Source organism: Psychrobacter sp. CX21 (genome assembly GCF_057396255.1).
The window spans coordinates 82,596-102,655 of the sequence record NZ_JBXYJG010000009.1; the positions used below are offsets into that span (position 1 = coordinate 82,596).

The 20,060-nt window shown below is 38.1% G+C and carries 17 protein-coding genes and 2 tRNA genes; 11 read left to right on the forward strand and 8 right to left on the reverse strand.

Going from position 1 to position 20,060, the window contains the following annotated elements:
* Positions 1-26 precede the first annotated feature (26 nt).
* The 7 genes from ilvA to AC2SLP_RS06920 all read left to right on the forward strand — a co-directional run bounded on the left by ilvA (position 27) and on the right by AC2SLP_RS06920 (position 7,290).
* Positions 27-1,580: a threonine ammonia-lyase, biosynthetic gene (ilvA, locus tag AC2SLP_RS06890; RefSeq protein ID WP_486535933.1), complete on the forward strand. Its 1,554-nt coding sequence runs from the start codon at positions 27-29 to the stop codon at positions 1,578-1,580.
* A 98-nt stretch (positions 1,581-1,678) separates the two neighbouring features.
* Positions 1,679-2,119, forward strand: coding sequence for an RNA-binding S4 domain-containing protein (locus AC2SLP_RS06895; protein WP_486535934.1), 441 nt, complete (start codon positions 1,679-1,681; stop codon positions 2,117-2,119).
* A 227-nt stretch (positions 2,120-2,346) separates the two neighbouring features.
* Entirely contained in the window at positions 2,347-2,847 is a 501-nt protein-coding gene (locus AC2SLP_RS06900) for a low molecular weight protein-tyrosine-phosphatase (RefSeq protein WP_486535935.1), read from the forward strand.
* A gap of 293 nt (positions 2,848-3,140) precedes the next feature.
* On the forward strand, positions 3,141-4,217 hold the full coding sequence (gene murB / locus AC2SLP_RS06905) for a UDP-N-acetylmuramate dehydrogenase (RefSeq protein WP_486535936.1): 1,077 nt from the start codon (positions 3,141-3,143) through the stop codon (positions 4,215-4,217).
* 488 nt (positions 4,218-4,705) lie between these two features.
* Positions 4,706-5,665, forward strand: a complete 960-nt coding sequence (locus AC2SLP_RS06910; protein ID WP_486535937.1) for a YdcF family protein — start codon at positions 4,706-4,708, stop codon at positions 5,663-5,665.
* Between the two features lie 225 nt (positions 5,666-5,890).
* On the forward strand, positions 5,891-6,157 hold the full coding sequence (gene ccoS / locus AC2SLP_RS06915) for a cbb3-type cytochrome oxidase assembly protein CcoS (protein ID WP_486535938.1): 267 nt from the start codon (positions 5,891-5,893) through the stop codon (positions 6,155-6,157).
* Between the two features lie 158 nt (positions 6,158-6,315).
* The gene (locus tag AC2SLP_RS06920; RefSeq protein WP_486535939.1) at positions 6,316-7,290 is read left to right on the forward strand and encodes a sulfite exporter TauE/SafE family protein; all 975 of its coding nucleotides are present in this window, start codon (positions 6,316-6,318) and stop codon (positions 7,288-7,290) included.
* Between the two features lie 31 nt (positions 7,291-7,321).
* Here the strand turns inward: AC2SLP_RS06920 and AC2SLP_RS06925 are convergent, their stop codons facing one another.
* Positions 7,322-8,473, reverse strand: coding sequence for a DEAD/DEAH box helicase (locus AC2SLP_RS06925; RefSeq protein WP_486535940.1), 1,152 nt, complete (start codon positions 8,471-8,473; stop codon positions 7,322-7,324).
* 391 nt (positions 8,474-8,864) lie between these two features.
* A complete protein-coding gene (locus tag AC2SLP_RS06930; protein WP_486535941.1) occupies positions 8,865-9,080 on the reverse strand; it encodes a cold-shock protein in 216 nt (71 codons plus the stop codon).
* A 498-nt stretch (positions 9,081-9,578) separates the two neighbouring features.
* Here AC2SLP_RS06930 and aroQ point away from each other — a divergent pair, with 498 nt between their 5' ends.
* Positions 9,579-10,076 (forward strand): type II 3-dehydroquinate dehydratase, encoded by a 498-nt coding sequence (gene aroQ, locus AC2SLP_RS06935; protein WP_486535942.1) that lies wholly within the window; start codon positions 9,579-9,581, stop codon positions 10,074-10,076.
* Positions 10,077-10,173: 97 nt separating this feature from the next.
* Complete coding sequence (locus tag AC2SLP_RS06940) at positions 10,174-11,472, forward strand: ABC1 kinase family protein (RefSeq protein ID WP_486535943.1); 1,299 nt, start codon at positions 10,174-10,176, stop codon at positions 11,470-11,472.
* Between the two features lie 97 nt (positions 11,473-11,569).
* On the opposite strand, the gene AC2SLP_RS06945 is transcribed toward AC2SLP_RS06940, so the two are convergent.
* The gene (locus AC2SLP_RS06945) at positions 11,570-12,388 is read right to left on the reverse strand and encodes a HesA/MoeB/ThiF family protein (protein WP_486535944.1); all 819 of its coding nucleotides are present in this window, start codon (positions 12,386-12,388) and stop codon (positions 11,570-11,572) included.
* 399 nt (positions 12,389-12,787) lie between these two features.
* On the opposite strand from AC2SLP_RS06945, the gene AC2SLP_RS06950 reads away from it, so the two are divergent.
* Positions 12,788-14,020, forward strand: a complete 1,233-nt coding sequence (locus AC2SLP_RS06950) for an NnrS family protein (RefSeq protein ID WP_486535945.1) — start codon at positions 12,788-12,790, stop codon at positions 14,018-14,020.
* A gap of 115 nt (positions 14,021-14,135) precedes the next feature.
* On the opposite strand, the gene AC2SLP_RS06955 is transcribed toward AC2SLP_RS06950, so the two are convergent.
* Positions 14,136-14,576: a CopD family protein gene (locus AC2SLP_RS06955; protein WP_486535946.1), complete on the reverse strand. Its 441-nt coding sequence runs from the start codon at positions 14,574-14,576 to the stop codon at positions 14,136-14,138.
* Positions 14,577-14,793: 217 nt separating this feature from the next.
* Here AC2SLP_RS06955 and AC2SLP_RS06960 point away from each other — a divergent pair, with 217 nt between their 5' ends.
* Complete coding sequence (locus AC2SLP_RS06960) at positions 14,794-15,375, forward strand: Rrf2 family transcriptional regulator (RefSeq protein ID WP_486535947.1); 582 nt, start codon at positions 14,794-14,796, stop codon at positions 15,373-15,375.
* A gap of 223 nt (positions 15,376-15,598) precedes the next feature.
* Here the strand turns inward: AC2SLP_RS06960 and AC2SLP_RS06965 are convergent.
* From AC2SLP_RS06965 to AC2SLP_RS06980, 4 genes are all read right to left on the reverse strand, one after another.
* Positions 15,599-15,675: transfer RNA gene (locus tag AC2SLP_RS06965), tRNA-Asp, on the reverse strand.
* A 54-nt stretch (positions 15,676-15,729) separates the two neighbouring features.
* Positions 15,730-15,805, reverse strand: a tRNA-Val gene (locus AC2SLP_RS06970).
* Between the two features lie 209 nt (positions 15,806-16,014).
* The gene (locus AC2SLP_RS06975) at positions 16,015-17,184 is read right to left on the reverse strand and encodes a beta-barrel domain-containing protein (RefSeq protein ID WP_486535948.1); all 1,170 of its coding nucleotides are present in this window, start codon (positions 17,182-17,184) and stop codon (positions 16,015-16,017) included.
* A gap of 2 nt (positions 17,185-17,186) precedes the next feature.
* Positions 17,187-19,994: a type I secretion system permease/ATPase gene (locus tag AC2SLP_RS06980; protein ID WP_486535949.1), complete on the reverse strand. Its 2,808-nt coding sequence runs from the start codon at positions 19,992-19,994 to the stop codon at positions 17,187-17,189.
* Positions 19,995-20,060: the final 66 nt, after the last annotated feature.

The following is a 20,060-nucleotide window of genomic DNA, read 5'->3' on the forward strand; positions in this document are numbered from 1 at the left end:
CTTCAAGTTAATGTTCAGGAACAAATATGCTTTCAAAGTGGGTCCGTAATATTCTTCAAGCAACGGTATATGAAGCTGCGATACATACTCCGCTTGATTATGCACCGAAACTCTCTGCGCGTTTCAATAATAATATTCGCTTAAAAAGAGAGGATTTGCAGCCCGTTTTTTCTTTTAAACTCCGTGGCGCTTATAATCGTATTAGCCAACTTAATGATGAGCAAAAGTCTAGAGGCGTTATTTGTGCTTCCGCTGGTAACCATGCTCAAGGGGTAGCCTATTCCTCGTCCAAACTTGGCCTTAACAATATCATTGTCATGCCCACAACAACGCCCGAGATTAAAGTTGAAGCGGTGAAAGTACTAGGCGGTAATGTTGACCTATATGGGGATAGCTTTGATAGCGCCAATCAATATGCGATTAAAAAAGCTCAAGATGAAGGGTTGACCTACATACCGCCATACGATGATGAATTAGTGATTGCAGGGCAAGGGACTATTGCGCTTGAATTATCACAACAGTGGCGTGATATGGAGTATGTATTTGTTGCGGTTGGCGGCGGTGGGCTCATAGCAGGAGTTGCTGCATTTTTGGGCGAAGTTGCGCCGCATGTTAAGGTGATTGCTGTTGAGCCTGAAGGTTCAGCGTGTTTAAAGGCTGCACTTGAAGCCAATGAGCGTGTTAAGCTGCCACAAGTAAGTTTGTTTGTGGATGGTGTCGCAGTAGCTCAAATTGGCGAATTACCGTTTGAAGTAGTTAATCTAGATAAAAGTAATGGCTCAGGAAAGATTATCGAGCCTGACGTTGTTACGTGTACCAATGACGAGGTTTGTGCGGCGATTAAGGATGTATTTGAAGAAAATCGTAGTATCGTAGAACCGGCTGGAGCGTTAGCTATTGCAGGTATGAAAAAGTTTCTAAATGCGCACAATTTAACCAATAAAAACTGCGTCGGTATTGTCTGCGGTGCAAACATGAATTTTGATCGCCTACGTTATATTGCTGAGCGTACAGAAATTGGCGAAAAGAAAGAAGCTATTTTTGCAGTGACGATACCTGAGCGTACCGGTGCATTCCTTGAGTTCTGTCGTAGCTTAAAAGGGCGTAACATTACTGAGTTCAACTATCGCGCTAGGAGCAATAAAGCGCCAGATTCTTTGCAACCAGCCTCAATATTCGTTGGTATTGCTCTTAAAGAAGGTGATGTAGAAAGACATGCCATCGCTCAATCTTTGGAGAGATCAGGCTACGATGCACACGATTTGACCGATGATGATATTGCAAAAACCCATATTCGCTATTTAATTGGCGGACATGCCAATGTCGAAGATGAGCAGCTTTTTAAAGTAGCGTTCCCAGAGCGACCTGGCGCATTATTGAACTTTTTAGAAAAACTGGGTCAAGACTTTAATATTACCTTATTTCATTATCGAAATCATGGCGCCGCCGATGGACGGGTTTTGGTAGGTCTTCAAGCGTCAGATACTAATACTCGTGAGCTACAAGACACCTTACAAGATATTGGGTATGACTGCCGACCAGTCACGGATAATGTAGGATATCAATTATTCCTAAAGTAGTGATTTGGGGCCGTTCTTTCATCCTTTTATATAAATCAATGTCTATAGCGTGGTATAAATTAATAGTATATTTTGAACTGTGAGAACCTAAAAAAGCTATGTCTAAAAAAACCATATCTAAAACAGCTACAAGTCAAATTGACGAAGCTCATAAAGTTCGCCTAGACAAATGGCTATGGGCGGCGCGGTTTTATCGCACGCGAAGCCTCGCCAAACAAGCCATTGAAGGGGGTAAGGTGCATTATGATGGTAGCCGTGTCAAAACCAGTAAAGAGATCAGTATTGGTGATGAGCTTACCATTCGTCAAGGCTCAGCCACCGCGATGACAGAGAAGACAGTGGTCGTCAAAGGCCTGTCGGTTCAGCGCGGTAATGCTACTGTTGCACAGACGTTATACGAAGAGACGGATGAAAGCATTAGTAGACGTGAATATTATGCGGAGCAAAGAAAGCTTGCTAATCTGGCCCGTCCTGACACGAAGCCTAATAAAAAACAGCGCCGCCATTTACAGCGTTTTAAATATAACTCAGACAATTGATTATTAGAACTATTTAGCTAATGTCATTTTATCTAACCTTTTGATTGAATAGCAAATGAGCTTAACCAATGAGTTTAGCGAATAAGTCTAAAGATTTTGTTAAATTAATCAATAAACAGCAAATTATATTTTTATAGTCTTTATTATTTATACCGTTTAATCTTGAAGATTGATAGAATAGCTAATGTTTCTAAAAAGATCTCAATCATTTATTATTAAGGTTAATTATGTCTCAAGCTGATGCCATACCTAAGTCTGTCTTGCTCGTATGTTTGGGTAATATCTGTCGTTCGCCAACCGCAGAAGGCATTATGAGTCAGCGTACAGCTTTAGCTGGACTGTCTATCAACATTGATTCAGCTGGTACTGGTGATTGGCATATCGGTAAACATCCTGATGAACGCGCCCAAAAGCATGCCAAGCAACATGGTTATAACATTAGCAGCTTGGTCGCTCGGCAGGTTAAAGAACAAGATTTTTATAAATTCGATCTTATATTAGCTATGGATTCACAGAATCTTAAAGACTTAGAGCGTATTAGAGAATCGGCCGTACAAAACAATCCAAACAAACGTATTGGTCGTTTAGCGCTTATGAGTGGCGAAGATATTAGCTACCTTAATCAAGATGTGCCAGATCCTTATTATGGCGGTGAAGACGGTTTTGAAGAAGTTATTAAGATGGTAGAATCATCTGTGGATGCATGGATAGATGTCTGGAAAAATTAACTACTTTTATATCATAGCTTTACTTAGCTAAACTAGATCATTCCTAAACTGGAGCGTTGCAAATTTAGTTCAGTGCTAATCCAAAATATACTAGCTTGGTATAGTCGTTGCATAATGTTATAAAATAAACGCTTTATTAGTTTTATAACTATTTGAATAATTCTTGGTTAAATTTTTTACGTTTATTTATTTACATACTTTTTATTTGTTAAGCATCTAATAGTTAACGTTCGCACCTTATTGTAAAACGTTACTTTTGATTAAGCTTACCTAGTCAACTGCTGAGCTATACTATGTCTTTAAAGACACAGAATCATGTTAATTTAATGCCATTTAATACCATGCGCTTGTCATGTTTGGCAGATAAACTGATAACTTTAAAAGATGAATCAGACATTGAAGCCGTATTTGAAACCTATCATCAATCAAAGTCTTCCACCTTTATACTTTCGGGCGGTAGTAATTTAATCCTACCCTCAAAGTTAAATGCAGTGGTCATACATCCAGATCTTAAAGGTCTGCATATAGTAAACAACACCCAAGATTATATTGATATTGAAGTAATGAGCGGTGAGAACTGGCATGAAATGATCGTACATACTGTCAATCAAGGGTGGTATGGACTTGAAAACTTAGCCCTTATCCCAGGACTTGTGGGCGCATCCCCTGTTCAAAATATAGGTGCCTATGGGGTGCAACTTGAAGATTGTATTACCCATGTCAAAGCGTTTCATATACCAAGCCTTCGTTGGTATCAACTTTCCACTGATGACTGTGAGTTTGATTATCGCAATAGCAAATTTAAACGTGAATCTGGTGACTGGCTCATCTCTCGTGTCGGCATTAGGTTACATAAAGACACTCGTAAAATCAATGCTAACTACGGTGATGTTTCCAAGTTGGCTTTAGAGCTAGCCCACACCAATTCGCGGGCCACGCCTACCCCACTTGATGTTATGAACGCAATTATCACTATTCGTCAATCTAAGTTACCTGACCCAAGCATTTTACCTAATTGCGGTAGTTATTTTAAGAATCCTATCATTGATAACACTCACTATCTAAATCTAAAGACTAAATATCCAACTATCGTGGGTTATCCTATAGATAACGATCACACAAAAGTTGCTGCAGGATGGCTAATTGACACCGCAGGCTTAAAAGGTAGAGGAATAGAACCTATCTTAACGCATACCAAACAGGCTTTGGTACTGGTTAATCACAGCACAGAGAATAATGTACCAGCAGACCAGTCCGATATTTTAGCCACGCAGCAATTTATTCAACGGGCTATTCAGCAAAAATTTGATATTGCTTTGGAACGTGAGCCTGTATGGGTAGATACGTTAGGCAATCAGAGCAGTTGTTAACCCAATTTAAGATTATTGTAGATTAGGGGCTGTATAGAATTGATTCATGGAACTGGCAGAGGCTATTTTTTAGGCAATATGCAGGGTAATTTTCGCAGCTTAGTCGTTCTAAGTTAGATCCCTTAATTATTGAATGTCCCAATATATTGGCATAAAATAGCTCTACCCCCCTCTCGAGCATAGCTCTCGCCTTGCGAACGGGCAAAGCAGTGCTTTGCTCGAGAACCGTTCACAAGGCTGATCCTAAAATTGCCACAAACGTTGTTGTAAACCTAGCTAAGGTCCAATACGCTTAGGGCATTATCGGCGGTTTACGACTAGTTTGGAACACAGCTTGGATTAATTGGTAACTATCAGCAGTCCTAATTAAGCAATTCTATACAGTCCCTAATATATTGGTACCCTATTCAATGCGTAAGCTGCTAAAACAAACTATTAATATGATCGTGAGATTCACCTTCACTGCTTTATTAATAGGACTCATCGTTATGATCAGCTATTATACGCCTATCTTCTCAGCAGTAGGCTTAAGGATATTAAACGCCCTACCCGTACCGCATGTGGCTCATCGTAGTAAATCTATTATACATCCAGCCGCAATTAGCATATCTGGCAATAATGATGCCGCACCTACCCCTGATACGTCGACAAGTAATGCTATTGATATAGACCTTACATTTAATCATCAGCCAACTGCCTATGTGGTACTTGGTGGCGGGCTTACCGAAGCAAATCGTGAAACTAGTCGCGACGATATTTATGAGCCCATTAACAATAAAAATAATAAAGGCAATGACGCTGGTACTAATAATACATCGCTAGAAATTAAGTCAAATACCCGCCAAATTAAATCTTCAATTTCATCCTCTAATACGTCAAACGTAATGACTACTAATGAGGATGAGTCTCAAAAACATTCACCCCTACCCTCTACTCTGCGTCATCCTCAGACCAACAATATCGTGCTTAACGAGTACAGCTTAATACGTATGCATACGGTAATGAGGCACTATAATAAAAACCCCTTGCCTATCGTATTGACAGGAGTAGAGGCAGCATGGATGCAAGATTGGCTCAAAAGTTACGGTATTGACAATACAATAACCGAAAATGCCAGTATGAATACCTGCGAAAATGCACGCTTTACCGCAAAACGACTTAATCTGGAAGATGTATTTTTAATTACAGATGCGTATCATATGCCACGCGCTCGGCGCCAGTTTGCCCTAAATCACATCCATACCTCACCGATTCCTTCTAAACTTCCATTTAATAAAGGCTGGCTTGACCCAATCAATAACGCACAACATTCCAGACGTACCGTATATGAATTAGCCGCTTATACACGTGATGTGTTTTTTCCGCAAAAAAACTGCCGTACAGCGAATGAAGTTAGCTTTGATACCCTACGACGTAGCCGAAAACCTGACAGCTTAAAGACTTTTTAGCATGTATACATTTTAGTAACCTTAATCAAGAGCCAATACACTGCTTTTATCCTAAACCATTGGGTTGTCTAAACTAAGACGCATGTGTTTAAAAAAACGGTATAATAGCTATCTGTTTATAAAACTTACCTATAAGATTTAATTTTAAATTTTGAAAAAAGTTAGGTTTTATTCATAAAGATTATGAATGTCGTATGTCGCATGACTTAAACAAGGTGGCTTGATATGGTCAGTATATATTTGCTAATTCCGCTTAGTTTGATGCTTTTTGTGGTTGGTATTTGGGCCGTGCGCTTTGCGGTTAAATCTAATCAATTCGACGACTTAGACAATGCAGCACAACGGGTAATCCTTGACGACAAGCAAGATCGTCGTCAATCTTTAAGCAAAACACCTGTTACTAAGGCCAAACCTACCTCTACAAATCAGTCTAAAGATAATGCATCGATTGAAACGTCAAAAGATAAAGATGTCGGCGATACCCGTTTTTAAGACTTTATTGAGTCTATTTTAGTTTATATACACCCAAAACGATTTGGGTGAATTTATAGGGTAATTAAACTCGGTCAACACCTCTCAAAGCATTTCATAATCTAATTTTTCAGCTTATAACGCATTATTTCATTACCTTCATTATATTGGATACCTACATGACTATTTCTCTTTTGGTCGCGGCGTTTGCCATGGGTTTTTTTGGATCACCACATTGTCTAGGCATGTGCGGCGGCTTGGTAACAGCATTCGGTTTATCCATGAAAGAGGTTAGCCCAGCTAAAAAACGTGGACTTATTGCAACTTATCATCTGGGTCGTCTATTGAGTTATTCGGCTTTAGGCATTATTGCAAGCTTAATAGGCATTGCCGTTTTACAACCAATAATGGTGGGCAATAGTCTACCTAGAATTCTACTCGGTGCTGTTTTAGTTTTTATTGGTTTTAGCATGTTAGGTTTGCCATATCTTAGCAGTCTTGAAAAGATAGGCATGCGGTTATGGCAAAAGCTTTCACCGCTGCGTCAAAAGGTCTTTCCAATTTCAAGCTTTCCTAGAGCGTTATCCGCAGGCCTGCTTTGGGGGTTCTTGCCATGTGGTTTAGTTTATGGTGCTTTATTATTAGCAGTTGTCGGTAATGACTTAGTAACAGGCGCTTTATTAATGTTTGTTTTTGGATTAGGTACCGTCCCTATGCTGGTAGCGACGCACGAGACTGTGGGCTGGTTACGTAAGCAAATTGGACGATTTAGATTGCGTCAATTAAATGGCGTGATTATGATTTTATCAGGCCTAGCCGTTGTCTTTATTCCAATGTTAATGATACAAATGGGTGGACATGGCGCGCATTCTGCACATGCCAATTCGAATCGTTCCATGAATCATTCTATGGATCATCATTCAGTTACAGCGCAGACAACTGATGAGCTTAAGGTACACAATATGCAGTATGATGCCGCTCACCATAACACTGACAATGCTATATCCGATTCAGAACATCAGCATTTAAATCATCAGCTTTCAGAATCGCAACAGACGCCTGAACATTCAGAACACAGCAATAATTCAGAACACAGCAATCATTCTAAACCTATGTATGATGAACCATCGCATTCAGAGCACATGACGCATTAATAATGTCGAGCCCTTGGGCCATGCCCTAGTATTAGCTAAACTGTTCTACTTTAACTTTTGTATCTAAATGCGCTTCGAGGGCAGGTAAATTAAACGCATCATCTTCACTGACGAAACTGATACTAATGCCTGTTTGACCTGCCCGTCCCGTACGCCCTATACGGTGGACATAATCATCGGGTTGGTCCGGTAGGGTATAATTAATGACATGGCTCACATCGTCAACATGGATACCACGCCCTGCGACATCGGTCGCCACCAAAACTTTGGCCTTACCATTTTTGAACTTATCTAAATAACGTTCTCGTTTATTCTGATCCACATCACCAGATAGCATCACTACATTAAAATCAGCGCCTAAGCGGTTGAATAATCGCTTAACTTGATCTTTACGGTTCGAGAAAACAATAACTTTATCCACATCATTTGAGTGTAGTATAGTAGTTAATACTTTAAACTTATCTGCTTCAGTGGTGAGATAGAACTTCTGCTCAACAAGATCGCTTGTTTTATGTTCAGGTTCAATCTCAACGAAAACAGGATTAAGTAGCCACTTGTAAGCTAAATTCATGACATCTTGATTAAACGTTGCAGAAAATAATAAGCTTTGACGATCTGTAGTGTCCGGCATATAGCGGATGATACGTTTGATATCAGGAATAAAGCCCATATCTAGCATTCTGTCCGCTTCATCCAGCACAAATGCCTCTATCCTATCTAGGAAAATATGGCTTTTTTGAATTAAATCAATCAGTCGACCTGGTGTTGCAATTAAGATATCTGTATATCCTTTATTTAATTCTGATAGCTGCTTTTCATAATCAATACCACCCATTAGACAGACACTATGTAGCTCTGTGTGCTTCGTTAATAATAGGGCGTCCTCAAAAATCTGATTTGCAAGCTCACGCGTAGGTGCCAATATCAATGCCCTTGGTTCACCCAGATATCTTGCTTCATTTTCTTCAAAAGGTCTTTTTAATAGGGTTTCTATGATGGTAATCAAGAAAGTGGCTGTCTTACCTGTGCCTGTTTGCGCTTGACCTATCGCGTCCTGTCCAGCTAAAGTATAAGGTAATATTTTGGCTTGAATCGGGGTCAGCTCCTTAAATCCTAAATCTTCCACGGCTTCTAAAATACTGTGACTTATTCCTAAATCTTCAAATCTTAAGAACGTATCCATTATATTTCCTTTATATTGTTAGAATTGTGAGTTATAAATTATAAGTTATGAATTAAGGATTAAGTGTTATGAGTTACGAGTTATGAGTTGAAAATTATTTGGATTAATTTAGCTCAATATTAGGGCGTGTGGAACATTCTATCTATAAATTCTTGCAATTTTCAGTAGCCGTTAGTAATAACCATTATTAATAACCATTTGCAATAACTATCTGCAATAACCATCTATAATAACCATAAAAAAACCGATGCTATAATCCCAAGTACGATAATACTTGAATTAAATGCATCGGTCATTATTGTTAAAATATATCTAACAAATATAATTAAGTAAATTGACTATTTACTCTGAAATATACTATTTAAAAATTTACAATTTTGTCGCTTTAAGATTAAGCGTCTAATTTGGTAACTTCTTCAGCTTGCAAGCCTTTTTCACCTTCAGTCACAGTAAATTCTACCTTTTGACCATCTTGTAGTGAACGATAACCATCACCTTGAATGGCACGGAAATGTACGAAGATATCTTCGCCACTTTCACGTTGAATGAACCCGAATCCTTTTGAATCATTAAACCACTTAACAGTACCTTGCTCGCGAGCTGACATAATGTATATCCTAAAAACTTAATAAAAAAATTGAATTAGACCAGGAGTAATTAGACTAAATGCTAACTATTAACTGACTAGTACGATAATATGGTAAACCCATATGATAATACGACCAAGCCTAAATTTAATTAATAAGTTGATTCTATTTTGTATAGATGACTTATTACTGTAACAATATAGACACGTTTATTATCTAAAACTAATCATATCACGCCCTATAGCTAACACAAAGTATTTTAACAATTATTTCACATTTGATATTGACTAACGCGTCCTATTGCTCTAGATATATTTGTAATCATTATACTTTTGCTATTTAATCACTTTTAAAATGTGTATTCTATTATTTGTATTTTATATATCAAATCATACAATTTAATCTAATATTTATTGTACCAATAAATTTACTTATAAAAACGACATGCTCTCTAGCACGATAAAATTCTAGAAAATTACTAAATTAACTCTTAAAACCCGCTATTTGATGGAATATAAATGTCTACGACTCAGCCTCATACGAACCTTTCTACCGAGCCTAAACGAATACTGATTATAAATGGTCCTAATCTAAATTTATTGGGTTTGCGTGAACCAGATATATATGGCTCCACCACACTTAAAGATATTGAAATTCGGCTAAATCTAACCGCAGCTAAACATAATGTTGAAGTCATATGTTTTCAGTCAAATAGTGAAAGCGAATTAATTGATAAAATCCAATATCATGGTCTACTGGCTGATAAAAAAGATTCAATTGATGCTGTGATTATTAATCCTGCGGCCTTCACCCATACCTCCATTGGTATACGAGATGCTCTCATAGCTATTGACAAGCCTTTTGTAGAAGTGCATCTGTCAAATATACACGCGCGCGAACCGTTTAGAACGCATTCTTATTTTAGTGATCGTGCTGAGGGGGTAATTTGTGGATTAGGACACCGAGGGTATGACATGGCGCTTAATTATTTTATAGGGTCTAAGTACATTATTTAGACTATAACTGATAAAAAACAACATAGTTATTCTTAAACTCTATTAAGATTATATGATTGATTAAGTATATTGGTTTAAGATTAAAAGGCAGTAAAGTATGGCAACATCGAGTAAACGCTTTATGAAGCTTGCAGGTATGACAGCTAGCATTGCAGGTAAAGCTGCTAAAAACTCCTTCAAAAGCTTATCAATTGATGAGGAAAAACGCGCTCACGCACGCTCTCAAATGATGCAAGAAGTTGGTATTCAAATCGCTGAGACACTAGGCGAGATGAAAGGTGCCGTCATGAAGGTGGGTCAAATAGCGTCTCAATACAAAGACGTGTTTCCACCTGAAGTAGCAACTGCTTTAGAGAAGCTACAAAAAGATGCGCCTGCTATGTCTTATGGCTTGATTAAAGCCCAAGTAGAGCGTGAACTAGGTACACCTATTGATGAGGCTTATAGCAACTTTGACACCGTGCCTTTTGCGGCAGCCTCAATAGGACAAGTACATAAAGCGACACTACCTAACGGTCAAAATGTTGTGGTTAAAGTGCAATATCCCGATGTGGATAAAAATTGTGATAGCGACTTAAAACAAGTCCGTTTGGCACTGAAGATGGCGGGCGTATTAAATATGAGCCGTGAGCTACAAGACCAGATATTTAATGAGATTCGAAACAGTTTAAAAGATGAATTGGACTATATTAAAGAAGCTCATAATTTAGCGATATTTGGTGCTTTTCATGCCGATGATTCAGGATTAATCATACCTAAAGTTATAAAAAGCCATTCGACAAGACGCATATTGACCTTAACGGAGGAGATGGGTGAACCACTTAGCGTGGCTCAAACTTGGGACAATGATATCAAACAAAAAATAGCCACCCAACTCTTTCACTTTAGCGCCGGTCAAATATTTGAATTGTACCGTATGCATTGTGACCCGCATCCAGGTAATTTTGCATTTAGGGAAGATGGTAGTGTCATTGCATACGACTTCGGCGGAATACGTAGTTACAGTGATGCTGAAATTCAATTATTCAGACGCTTTGCTCGTCATGCTTTAAGGGGTGATGTGACCGCTTTGGAGCAGGACTTAGTCACATTAGGGGTACGCCGTGAAGATGATGTCACTATCCCTGGCGAATTTTATCAAGACTGGTTAGCAGTCGGTCTAAAACCATTATCCATACCCCCGTATCACAAAGGGGATTTTAACTTTGCTAATAGCGGGGTTCATAAAGAGGCGATTGACCTTGCAAAAAAAGGACTCAAATATTATAAGCAATTTCAGCCCTCTGCCACGACGATGATGCTGGATAGAACCGTGTCTGGCCAGTATTGGAATTTGGTTAACTTGGGGGTAGAAATAGACCTTAGTCCTTTAGTTAAAGAATACATTGATTATTAAAGTCTGTTAATCGTATCGCATCTTATCGGATAATTTATTAATAAACTACTAATTTTATTAAACTACTAACTCCACTAAATTTTCTAATTTTTTCAGTCTAAAAGGTACATATTGGGCAGTTTATAACTTGGTTGTACCTAAGTTTAGTTTGAGTCATTGAGCGTCCATCCCATAGCAATAACTCCCCCTTTAAAACATTCTTGCGCAGACCTAAGTACTGTAAGGCAGCATTGGCTTGTAGGTTACCCATTATCGTTGTTGTGCTTGCCAGTACACCTGAATTTGAGCAATTTCTTTGTTCTGATTCTGCATCTTGAGCGCTGAGTGTTGTCCCAAAGACACAGTAATAGCACCCTGTATTTTTATAAGGCTCATAAAGGGCAAGCTGCCCTGACATACCTATTGCAGATGCGGATAATAGTGGTATGCTATTAGCAACACTATAGGTATTTAATAGTTCTCTAATCTCAAAATTATCTGTGCAATCCAATATTAGAGTATTTTGGTTGGTTTCAATTTTTGCGTTGAGCTCATCTTTTATATTGTTGTCTTTAATACGTTGAATAGAAAAACTAACCGCCGTGAATTCATTAATTTCACGTAGTGATTGATACGCTACTTCTGCTTTATACTTGCCAACGTCTTTTTGCATAAATAAGGTTTGGCGTTGTAAATTGCTGATCTCTATCATATCATCATCTATAATATGTAACGATCCTATCCCCGCTCGGGTTAAGGTTTCAGAAACAGGACATCCCAGCCCTCCTGCCCCAATTATAATAACGATACTTGATTTAAGACGTTGTTGAGCATCTATATCCCATTCATTTAATAGAACTTGGCGTGAATAGCGCAGTAACTCTTCATCACTTAAAGCGGATGTCAACTCGCAGGCTTTGTCTTTATTTAAACTCACTTTTTTATCCAACCTATATACTTATATTTTTGTAACTGTCTAAGCTTATAGTCAAAGATTATAGTCTTAGCATGACTTAACCACTCATTATACTAAGATTTTATATTTGAGCATGAAACATTTTAAATGACATTATATTACATTTGATAATAATTATCGTTTACATTCAAATAACTTTGTTTTATAATGCATTCTTTACATGAACAAATGCAAAAATTAAATAAATATAAATTTTAAGTTTTATCAATAATAAAAACATATAACTATTATAATCCTCAACCTTTGCAATATTCGTTTATTGCAAAGGTTTTTTGTTAAATAAACGCCTAAAAGTTTATGAAATGAGCGAGGTAGACGTTAATATAAACATTCATTTTAAATATATCTTTAGAGTGTCCTATGCTTCAGATCCAATCCCCTAACGAGCAGCCTTCATCACCACACCCACTTTTAAACTTATCATTTAGAATATTTTTTAGTGCCGGCGCAGTCTTTGCTATTGTATCCATGTTGCTATGGACATTTGTGTTTATGGGAAAGACTCAAATTGATGTGACTCATATTAATCCATTTTATTGGCATGCGCATGAAATGCTATATGGTTACGCATTAGCTATTATTGCAGGCTTTTTATTAACTGCTGTAAAAACATGGACGGGCATTATGATGCCCTATGGGTATCGATTGGGTGCGATATTTAGCTGTTGGTGTATTGCTCGAATTGGCTGGGCAGCTTTGGGATTAGGAATTGGTTCAGCAAGTGTCTGGCTATATATCGCTATGCTGTTTGACTTACTGTTCATAGTTTTATGCGCATGGACGGTTATTAAAGCTATATTTGCCGTAAAACAATATCGTCAAATGGGCATTATCTCCAAATTAATATTACTAACTATAGGTAATGCTTTGTGCTACTGGGGTATTTTAAGTAAGGATCAAGATTACTTACGTATTGGGGTATATTTGGGCTTGTACCTTGTCATGGGCATTGTACTAACCATTGGTCGCCGTGTGGTACCCTTCTTTATAGCGCGAGGACTAAGTTTCGATAGTGATGAAGACATAGCGATTAAAAATAGCAAAGTATTAGATGTGCTGAGTTTGGTTTCATTTTTAGTATTTAGCATTGCAGACGTATTTTATCCATATCCATATCTTGTGACTATTAGTGCAAGTATGGTGGCTATTGTTAATTTATTTAGATTGATGGGTTGGTACCATTATAGGCTATGGCAAAAGCCTTTGCTTTGGTCATTATTTGTGGCTTTTTTAGGCATGTGTATTAGTTTTATACTATTTGCAGTTCAACCTTGGATGAGATTTAGCCACAGCATCGCCGTTCACGCGCTGGCTGTATCTGGTGTGGGTATGATGACCGTATCCATGATGTCACGCGTGTCTTTAGGTCATAATGGACGTAGTATTTATACGCCGCCTAACACTTTAAATTATACTTTTATACTTATGGTTCTAGTCTTTGTTTTTAGAGTCATCATGCCATTAGTATTTATAGAAAATTATATAATGTGGATAATGATTGCCCAAACGTTGTGGATAATGTGTTTCGTACTATTCTGTATCAGTTACTTGCCTATACTGTCTAAAAAAAGAGAAGATGGTTTGTTCGGTTAAATTTATATTTTATACACTGGTACTTCTAGTTTATATGGTTGCTGGATTAGAGTTTGCTCTTTAACATTCGGATTAAAATGAGACTATTCATAACCGTTTATAATAGTTTATAAAATCAACTCAGTCCTGTTCTAAACAGCGATCCGACTATGACAAAACTTACGGATAATAAAGTCACGGTTAAAATATGTATGGCAAAAAAGTTAAGCCTATCAACTGATAACGTTGGAATTACTCTAAACCGAGCATGAAGAGCAACAAGTATAGTGAGTAACAATATGCTTAGCTTTAATACGATCAACTTACTAATATCATTGTTCAAACCAAACCACATTGATAGTTCGGGCATCATTTTATACGCCATCCATAGTCCAGTTAGTATTTGAAGTATTAAGGCTGGCATGCCAACCTTTTCAAACTGCGCTTCAAATGCCATTAGATTAGATAATTCTTTATTTTTAAGCGCTTTAGGTAGAATTACGATTGACAATATTAAGTGACCACCAGTCCATACAGCTGCGCCTAATAAATGAGCGACCAATACATAATTAATCATGCTTTTATAACCTGTGGGTAAGTAAATGCAATGGTGGTTTTATAAATTTTATAAATATAATTATGATAACTTTCAACATTTTTAGATGTAATATTATATCAAATCTTTAAATTACCCTGTCGAGAAAAATGAATGCAAACGCGAACAAAAGTAGGGTCAGTAAGTTTGATAAAGATAGGTTGTTTTTTAGGAAAGGTATTAGATAGCAATAGATTGTATGCGTTTGACCAACTATAGCGATTATGCTTTACGCACCCTAATGTATTTAACCATAGTCCCAAAACAGGGAGAGTTAGCGACTATAACTAATATTGCGAATAGTTATCGTATTTCGAGAAGTCACCTCACTAAAATTATTCATCATCTGGCCAAACTTGGATACATACAGAGTATACGGGGCAAAAATGGGGGCATTCGTTTATTTAAAGACCCTAAAGACATCAACCTAGGTGAGGTAATTCGTCATACTGAGGCTGACTTTTATGTGGTACCCTGCTTTGAATATCAAACCAATAAGCCTAGCTATTTGTCAGAGAACTTAATATCTGATAAATCTTCAATAGCTTCTAAAACTTCAATAGCGTCCAAACCATCACCAAGCTCTAATACTTCAACTAAACTATCCATTAGATCAACTACTGAACAGTGTGAAATTAGCCCCGTATGCAAACTTAAATATGTATTTGAAGAAGCAACCCAAGCTTTCATTCAAGTGATACTAAGTTATACTTTAGCTGACATCGTCGCAAATGAAAAAGATTTAATTGAAATATTAAAGCTCAATGGTACTAACGAATAGCTATAGTAAGAATCTATAGACATAGAATTATAAAATAATTATAGAATAACCGAACTTAACATCTACTTGCGTAAGCTTCAAGGGATTGAGAACGTAACTGTTTAGTAGATAGATATCTTTACTAGAGACACCAATCAACTATTACATAACACTGTCCACAAAAAAACCCTAGATAACTTAATACCTAGGGTTGAAACTTTGTTTAAAAAACTAGTTTTAAATATGGCGCAGCGGACGGGACTCGAACCCGCGACCCCCGGCGTGACAGGCCGGTATTCTAACCAACTGAACTACCGCTGCTTAGGTCGTATAACTATATTAAGCCACTTTGCCATTAGTATAAATAGCAATAAGTGGTGGGTGATGACGGATTCGAACCGCCGACATTCTGCGTGTAAGGCAGACGCTCTACCAACTGAGCTAATCACCCTAAGAACCATTAAAAATTGAACTGCAATTTTAGGTTCGCAAGAGCCAAACTGCGCTTTATTAAAGCTAAGTTCCCGCTCTGTGGATGTGTATTATATAGAATTAAGATTTGGTGTCAAACATTATTTAAAAATTAATTAGGTTTTAAATGTGTTGTATTCACTTTGATCAATATGCAATTAAATACACAACCCTCAATTTATGCTGATATTAACGCTCTCCTAAACCTTCTGATAAAGTTTTGGTAATAGGCTTAGTTAAGTACGACAATACTGTACGCTCCATAGCCTTAATATCCACACTAGCCGTCATACCTGGCTTAATAACAATCTCGTCACCACGATCCGCAAACTCAGCTTTACCAATCTTAATCAATACTCTGTAGTAAGGCTCCTCTCCTTTTGGAGTCTTTTCAATTAGGGTATCTGGACTGATATAGATCACAGTACCATTCATCGCACCAAAAATTGAGAAATCGTAGGCATCTAGTTTGACAGAAGCAGCTTGACCTTCTTTAACATAAGCAATATCAGCGGGGCTCACTTGAGCTTGAACGATAAGATCACTGCTAGTAGGCAGTAATTCCATAATCACTTCACCAGGTTTAACCACACCACCGATTGTTGTAACATTGATGCTATTAACCTTACCATCTTGGGGAGATAATAAGCGTTTTTCTTCAAGGACCTGGGCCCGATCGCGCATCTGCTCAAGCTCAGCATCAAGATCTTCTTGAGCTTTGGTGATTTCAGCTTGAGCTTCCTCAAAGTATTTATTTTGTTTGTTATTTATTTGAGCTTCTAAATCAGCTACTTGACGACGTAATTTAATCACATCCGCTTGGCTAACATCTCCATGAACCAATAAAGGCTCGTTCATTTTAAGTTCTTGATTGGCAAGAACCAGCATTTTTTCTAACGATGAAACTTCTTCATTGATAGCTTGCCTTCTACGGTTATAAAGCTCAGTCTGATTTCGCACATAGTCAGGATATTTGTCCATCCCTTCAGGAAACTCGAGACGACGGTCAAATATTTCAGCTTGTAGTCTTGCTACTTTGGCTTGTAGTGCGGCAATTTTGGTCGCTGAGTTATCCACGGCTGCCTGAGCACGTTCATCTTCCAATACGACCAACAATTGGCCTTTTTCAACATCATCACCCTCTGATACTAAAATATCGGTTAAAACCCCACCTTCAGATGCTTGAACTTCTTGAGTTCTATCACTTGCAATAACAGTTGCTTTGGCGCGTGTTACCTGATCAATCTTAGCAAAAGAAGCCCAAATCAAAAGTATGATAATGCCAGCTACGGCAATCCATATACTTAAACGAGCCCGGCCAACTTTAGGTTTCGTTGGTTTGTATTGGTAGTCAGACATGTTTACTTCTCTTCCATTTTAGGTTTTACAACAATATTTTTTGAAATCCGAGGCTTATCTATTTTAACGCTGTTTGGATTGGCTTGGGTGGCAGTATTTTGTGCAATTGTATCAGTTTTGGTCGCATTAATTTTTATTGAGTGATTTGTTGATGTGCTACTTTTTTCAGCAGCCGATTGACTATTAGTACCAATATTACTACCGCTATTGGCTTGCTTTTCTGAGACTGCTTTAATCTCAACTTTTGGTTTTGGTGCTGCTTTTGATTTATTAGGTGTAGCAGCTCGCGCGCCACCTTGTCCAGCATTACCTTGTCCAGCATTACCTTGTCCAGCACCCTTTATAACAGAGCCAGATACTCCAGTTTTAGCTGGATTTGTAACATTACTAGTCTTAGTCGTCGTTTGCTTTGCAGAATTCGCAGTTGCTGGAGTAATAGATATTTTATTAATTCTATTTTTGCTATTAGCGGAGTCTGCTGACGCGCGTGACTGATTGGAATTATTACTAGGACCTTTGCTTTGAGGGGTTTGCGGTTCATTCGGATTGGGTGGCGTGGCCGGAGAATCCGCTAAAGTTTTTTGACCTGCATTTACATTCTTTAATTTCGAAAGCGCGCCCTCTTTCTTGGCTTGCTCTTTTTGCATAAGCTGTTCAAGTACGGCATCTTTTGCACCATCCATAACGATCTTATGATTATCCATAATAATGATGCGATCAACCAAATCTAGCAGGGCAGTTTTATGTGTAGACACAACGAAAGTTTGTCCATCTTTTAGCTCTTCTCGTAATACTTGAAGACAGCGCTGTTCCTGTCGATTATCCATCGAAGCGGTGGGCTCATCAATTAACATCACTGAAGGTTTGGTCAATAATAAGCGTGTAAAGGCCACTAATTGTTTTTGACCGCCTGATAATCCGCGCCCCCCTTCACTGATGGGCAAATCAAGTCCACTTGAATGATTGGCTACTAAATTAATTAGTCCTGTTTTCTGTAATGCGTCATATAGCACATCATCTTTAGGTGCAGGCATACCAATGAGCAGGTTTTCACGTAAGGTGCCTTGAAACAATCGGTGATCTTGTTGCAAATAACCCACTTGCTCACTCAGTGCTTCACGGCTAATTTGCTGAATATCTAATCCATCAAGCAACAATCGTCCAGAGGTTGGCGCATACAATCCTGATAGGAGTTTTAATAATGTGGATTTGCCTGAACCAATTGGACCTAACACTGCTATTCTTTCACCAGGTTGAATCACTAATTTTTCAACGGTAATTGCGGGACGATCATTATCAGCATAATTGAACACTAAATTATCACATTGATAATGTCCTCTAATTTTAGTTGGAGATAACGGATAGTTGACCCCATGGTTGTCTTGTTCTAAGGCAAAAATTGCCTCAATCATACTCTTAGCAGCTTTTGCATGCGAATACTGAACAAGCAGATTAGGGATGGCCATCACAGGTGCTAATACCCTCCCCCCCAAAATAGAACAAGCAATCAAACCACCCATGGTCATATCACCATTCATTACGACAAATGCACCCGTAATGACGATACCTACATAACTGGCCTGTTGTAGCATTTGTGAGAAATAACTTAAGTTGTCATTGGCATGCTTCATATCCAAATCATTTTTGATTGTGACATTCATGACATCTAACCAACGTGATAAGAACTTCCAGCTACCAGAACCAGCTTTTATTGTTTCAACGCCTTCTACTGTCTCTACCAACAAACCCGTCTTATAGTAGGACGCCGAAGCGCCTTCAGCAGCAATAGTATCAATCTTCTTTCTGGCGCTTAAACCCATAGTAATCGCAATAGCGGCTGCGATAATTGGGATCAAAGCCACTACGGGAGCACCAATGTAGGCAATCAATACTAAGAAGATGATCGTCATTGGTAAATCAACCAAACCAAATAAGGTACTTGCCGTAAAGAAACTTCGTACTTGTTCATAGCCTCTTAATTGAGCAGCCATTGATCCCACAGATCCTGGCATCTGGTCGATACGAACGCGTAAAAGACGTTGAAAGACTTCACGAGATAAATATTGATCTAAGCCGACAACTACCTTATCCATAATTCGAGAACGTGCAAACTTCATGAATGCTTCGAATAATATAAATAACGCCACCCCACTCGCTAAAATAACTAAGGTGCTCACTGCACGAGTAGGAATAACGCGGTCATAGACTTGTAATGAGAATAACGAGACCGCCAAGGCAAGGAAGTTGATGAGAAATGAAGCAACTACGGCTTCGATAACCACACCTTTATAATTAAATAAGTCTTTTTTCAATAGGTCAGTAAAAGAAGCCGTGCGTTTTAATATATGATCATCTTTGAGTCGTAAACGTAGTATTAGATTAATATCTGAGGTTTGTACAGAATGGTTATGAGTTTCTTGACGTAAGTTCCAGGCACCTTGAGGCGTTTGACCATCCAAAACACCCCATCCGTAACGTTTGTGATAGGCTAAAAGTGGCATAAAAGCTGGATCTGGCTGCTCTAATATTTCAGGCGCCTCTTCAATACCAAGTCCATTTAATACTCTAACTATACCGCCCAGAGTATTGATACCTCTACCTTCTTTGTTGGCTCTAGCAGTATCTTGTTTGCGTATAACATCTTGTAGTCGAATGTTATCGATAGGATACCCTTGATGCCCAAGCATATGTTTTAAGGCATCTGCAAGTGTTAGAGCTGTCGACTGTTCAGGGGTATTAACGACTAGGTCCCCTTGTGATTCCAAACCATCACCTTCATTATAATTTGATGTATTTTGGTTATCATTCATAATATCTACTTATAATTATTAAAATTGCTAACTCGTGAGTATTGAATAATAGTTTTATAGGCTTAT

What these genes read in the sequence shown, in the direction of transcription:
- ilvA (WP_486535933.1), top strand. Translation starts at nt 27, where the DNA reads ATGCTTTCAAAGTGGGTCCGTAATATTCTTCAAGCAACGGTATATGAA.
- AC2SLP_RS06895 (WP_486535934.1), top strand. Translation starts at nt 1,679, where the DNA reads ATGTCTAAAAAAACCATATCTAAAACAGCTACAAGTCAAATTGACGAA.
- AC2SLP_RS06900 (WP_486535935.1), top strand. Translation starts at nt 2,347, where the DNA reads ATGTCTCAAGCTGATGCCATACCTAAGTCTGTCTTGCTCGTATGTTTG.
- murB (WP_486535936.1), top strand. Translation starts at nt 3,141, where the DNA reads ATGTCTTTAAAGACACAGAATCATGTTAATTTAATGCCATTTAATACC.
- AC2SLP_RS06910 (WP_486535937.1), top strand. Translation starts at nt 4,706, where the DNA reads ATGATCAGCTATTATACGCCTATCTTCTCAGCAGTAGGCTTAAGGATA.
- ccoS (WP_486535938.1), top strand. Translation starts at nt 5,891, where the DNA reads ATGGTCAGTATATATTTGCTAATTCCGCTTAGTTTGATGCTTTTTGTG.
- AC2SLP_RS06920 (WP_486535939.1), top strand. Translation starts at nt 6,316, where the DNA reads ATGACTATTTCTCTTTTGGTCGCGGCGTTTGCCATGGGTTTTTTTGGA.
- AC2SLP_RS06925 (WP_486535940.1), bottom strand. Translation starts at nt 8,473, where the DNA reads ATGGATACGTTCTTAAGATTTGAAGATTTAGGAATAAGTCACAGTATT.
- AC2SLP_RS06930 (WP_486535941.1), bottom strand. Translation starts at nt 9,080, where the DNA reads ATGTCAGCTCGCGAGCAAGGTACTGTTAAGTGGTTTAATGATTCAAAA.
- aroQ (WP_486535942.1), top strand. Translation starts at nt 9,579, where the DNA reads ATGTCTACGACTCAGCCTCATACGAACCTTTCTACCGAGCCTAAACGA.
- AC2SLP_RS06940 (WP_486535943.1), top strand. Translation starts at nt 10,174, where the DNA reads ATGGCAACATCGAGTAAACGCTTTATGAAGCTTGCAGGTATGACAGCT.
- AC2SLP_RS06950 (WP_486535945.1), top strand. Translation starts at nt 12,788, where the DNA reads ATGCTTCAGATCCAATCCCCTAACGAGCAGCCTTCATCACCACACCCA.
- AC2SLP_RS06955 (WP_486535946.1), bottom strand. Translation starts at nt 14,576, where the DNA reads ATGATTAATTATGTATTGGTCGCTCATTTATTAGGCGCAGCTGTATGG.
- AC2SLP_RS06960 (WP_486535947.1), top strand. Translation starts at nt 14,794, where the DNA reads ATGCGTTTGACCAACTATAGCGATTATGCTTTACGCACCCTAATGTAT.
- AC2SLP_RS06975 (WP_486535948.1), bottom strand. Translation starts at nt 17,184, where the DNA reads ATGTCTGACTACCAATACAAACCAACGAAACCTAAAGTTGGCCGGGCT.
- AC2SLP_RS06980 (WP_486535949.1), bottom strand. Translation starts at nt 19,994, where the DNA reads ATGAATGATAACCAAAATACATCAAATTATAATGAAGGTGATGGTTTG.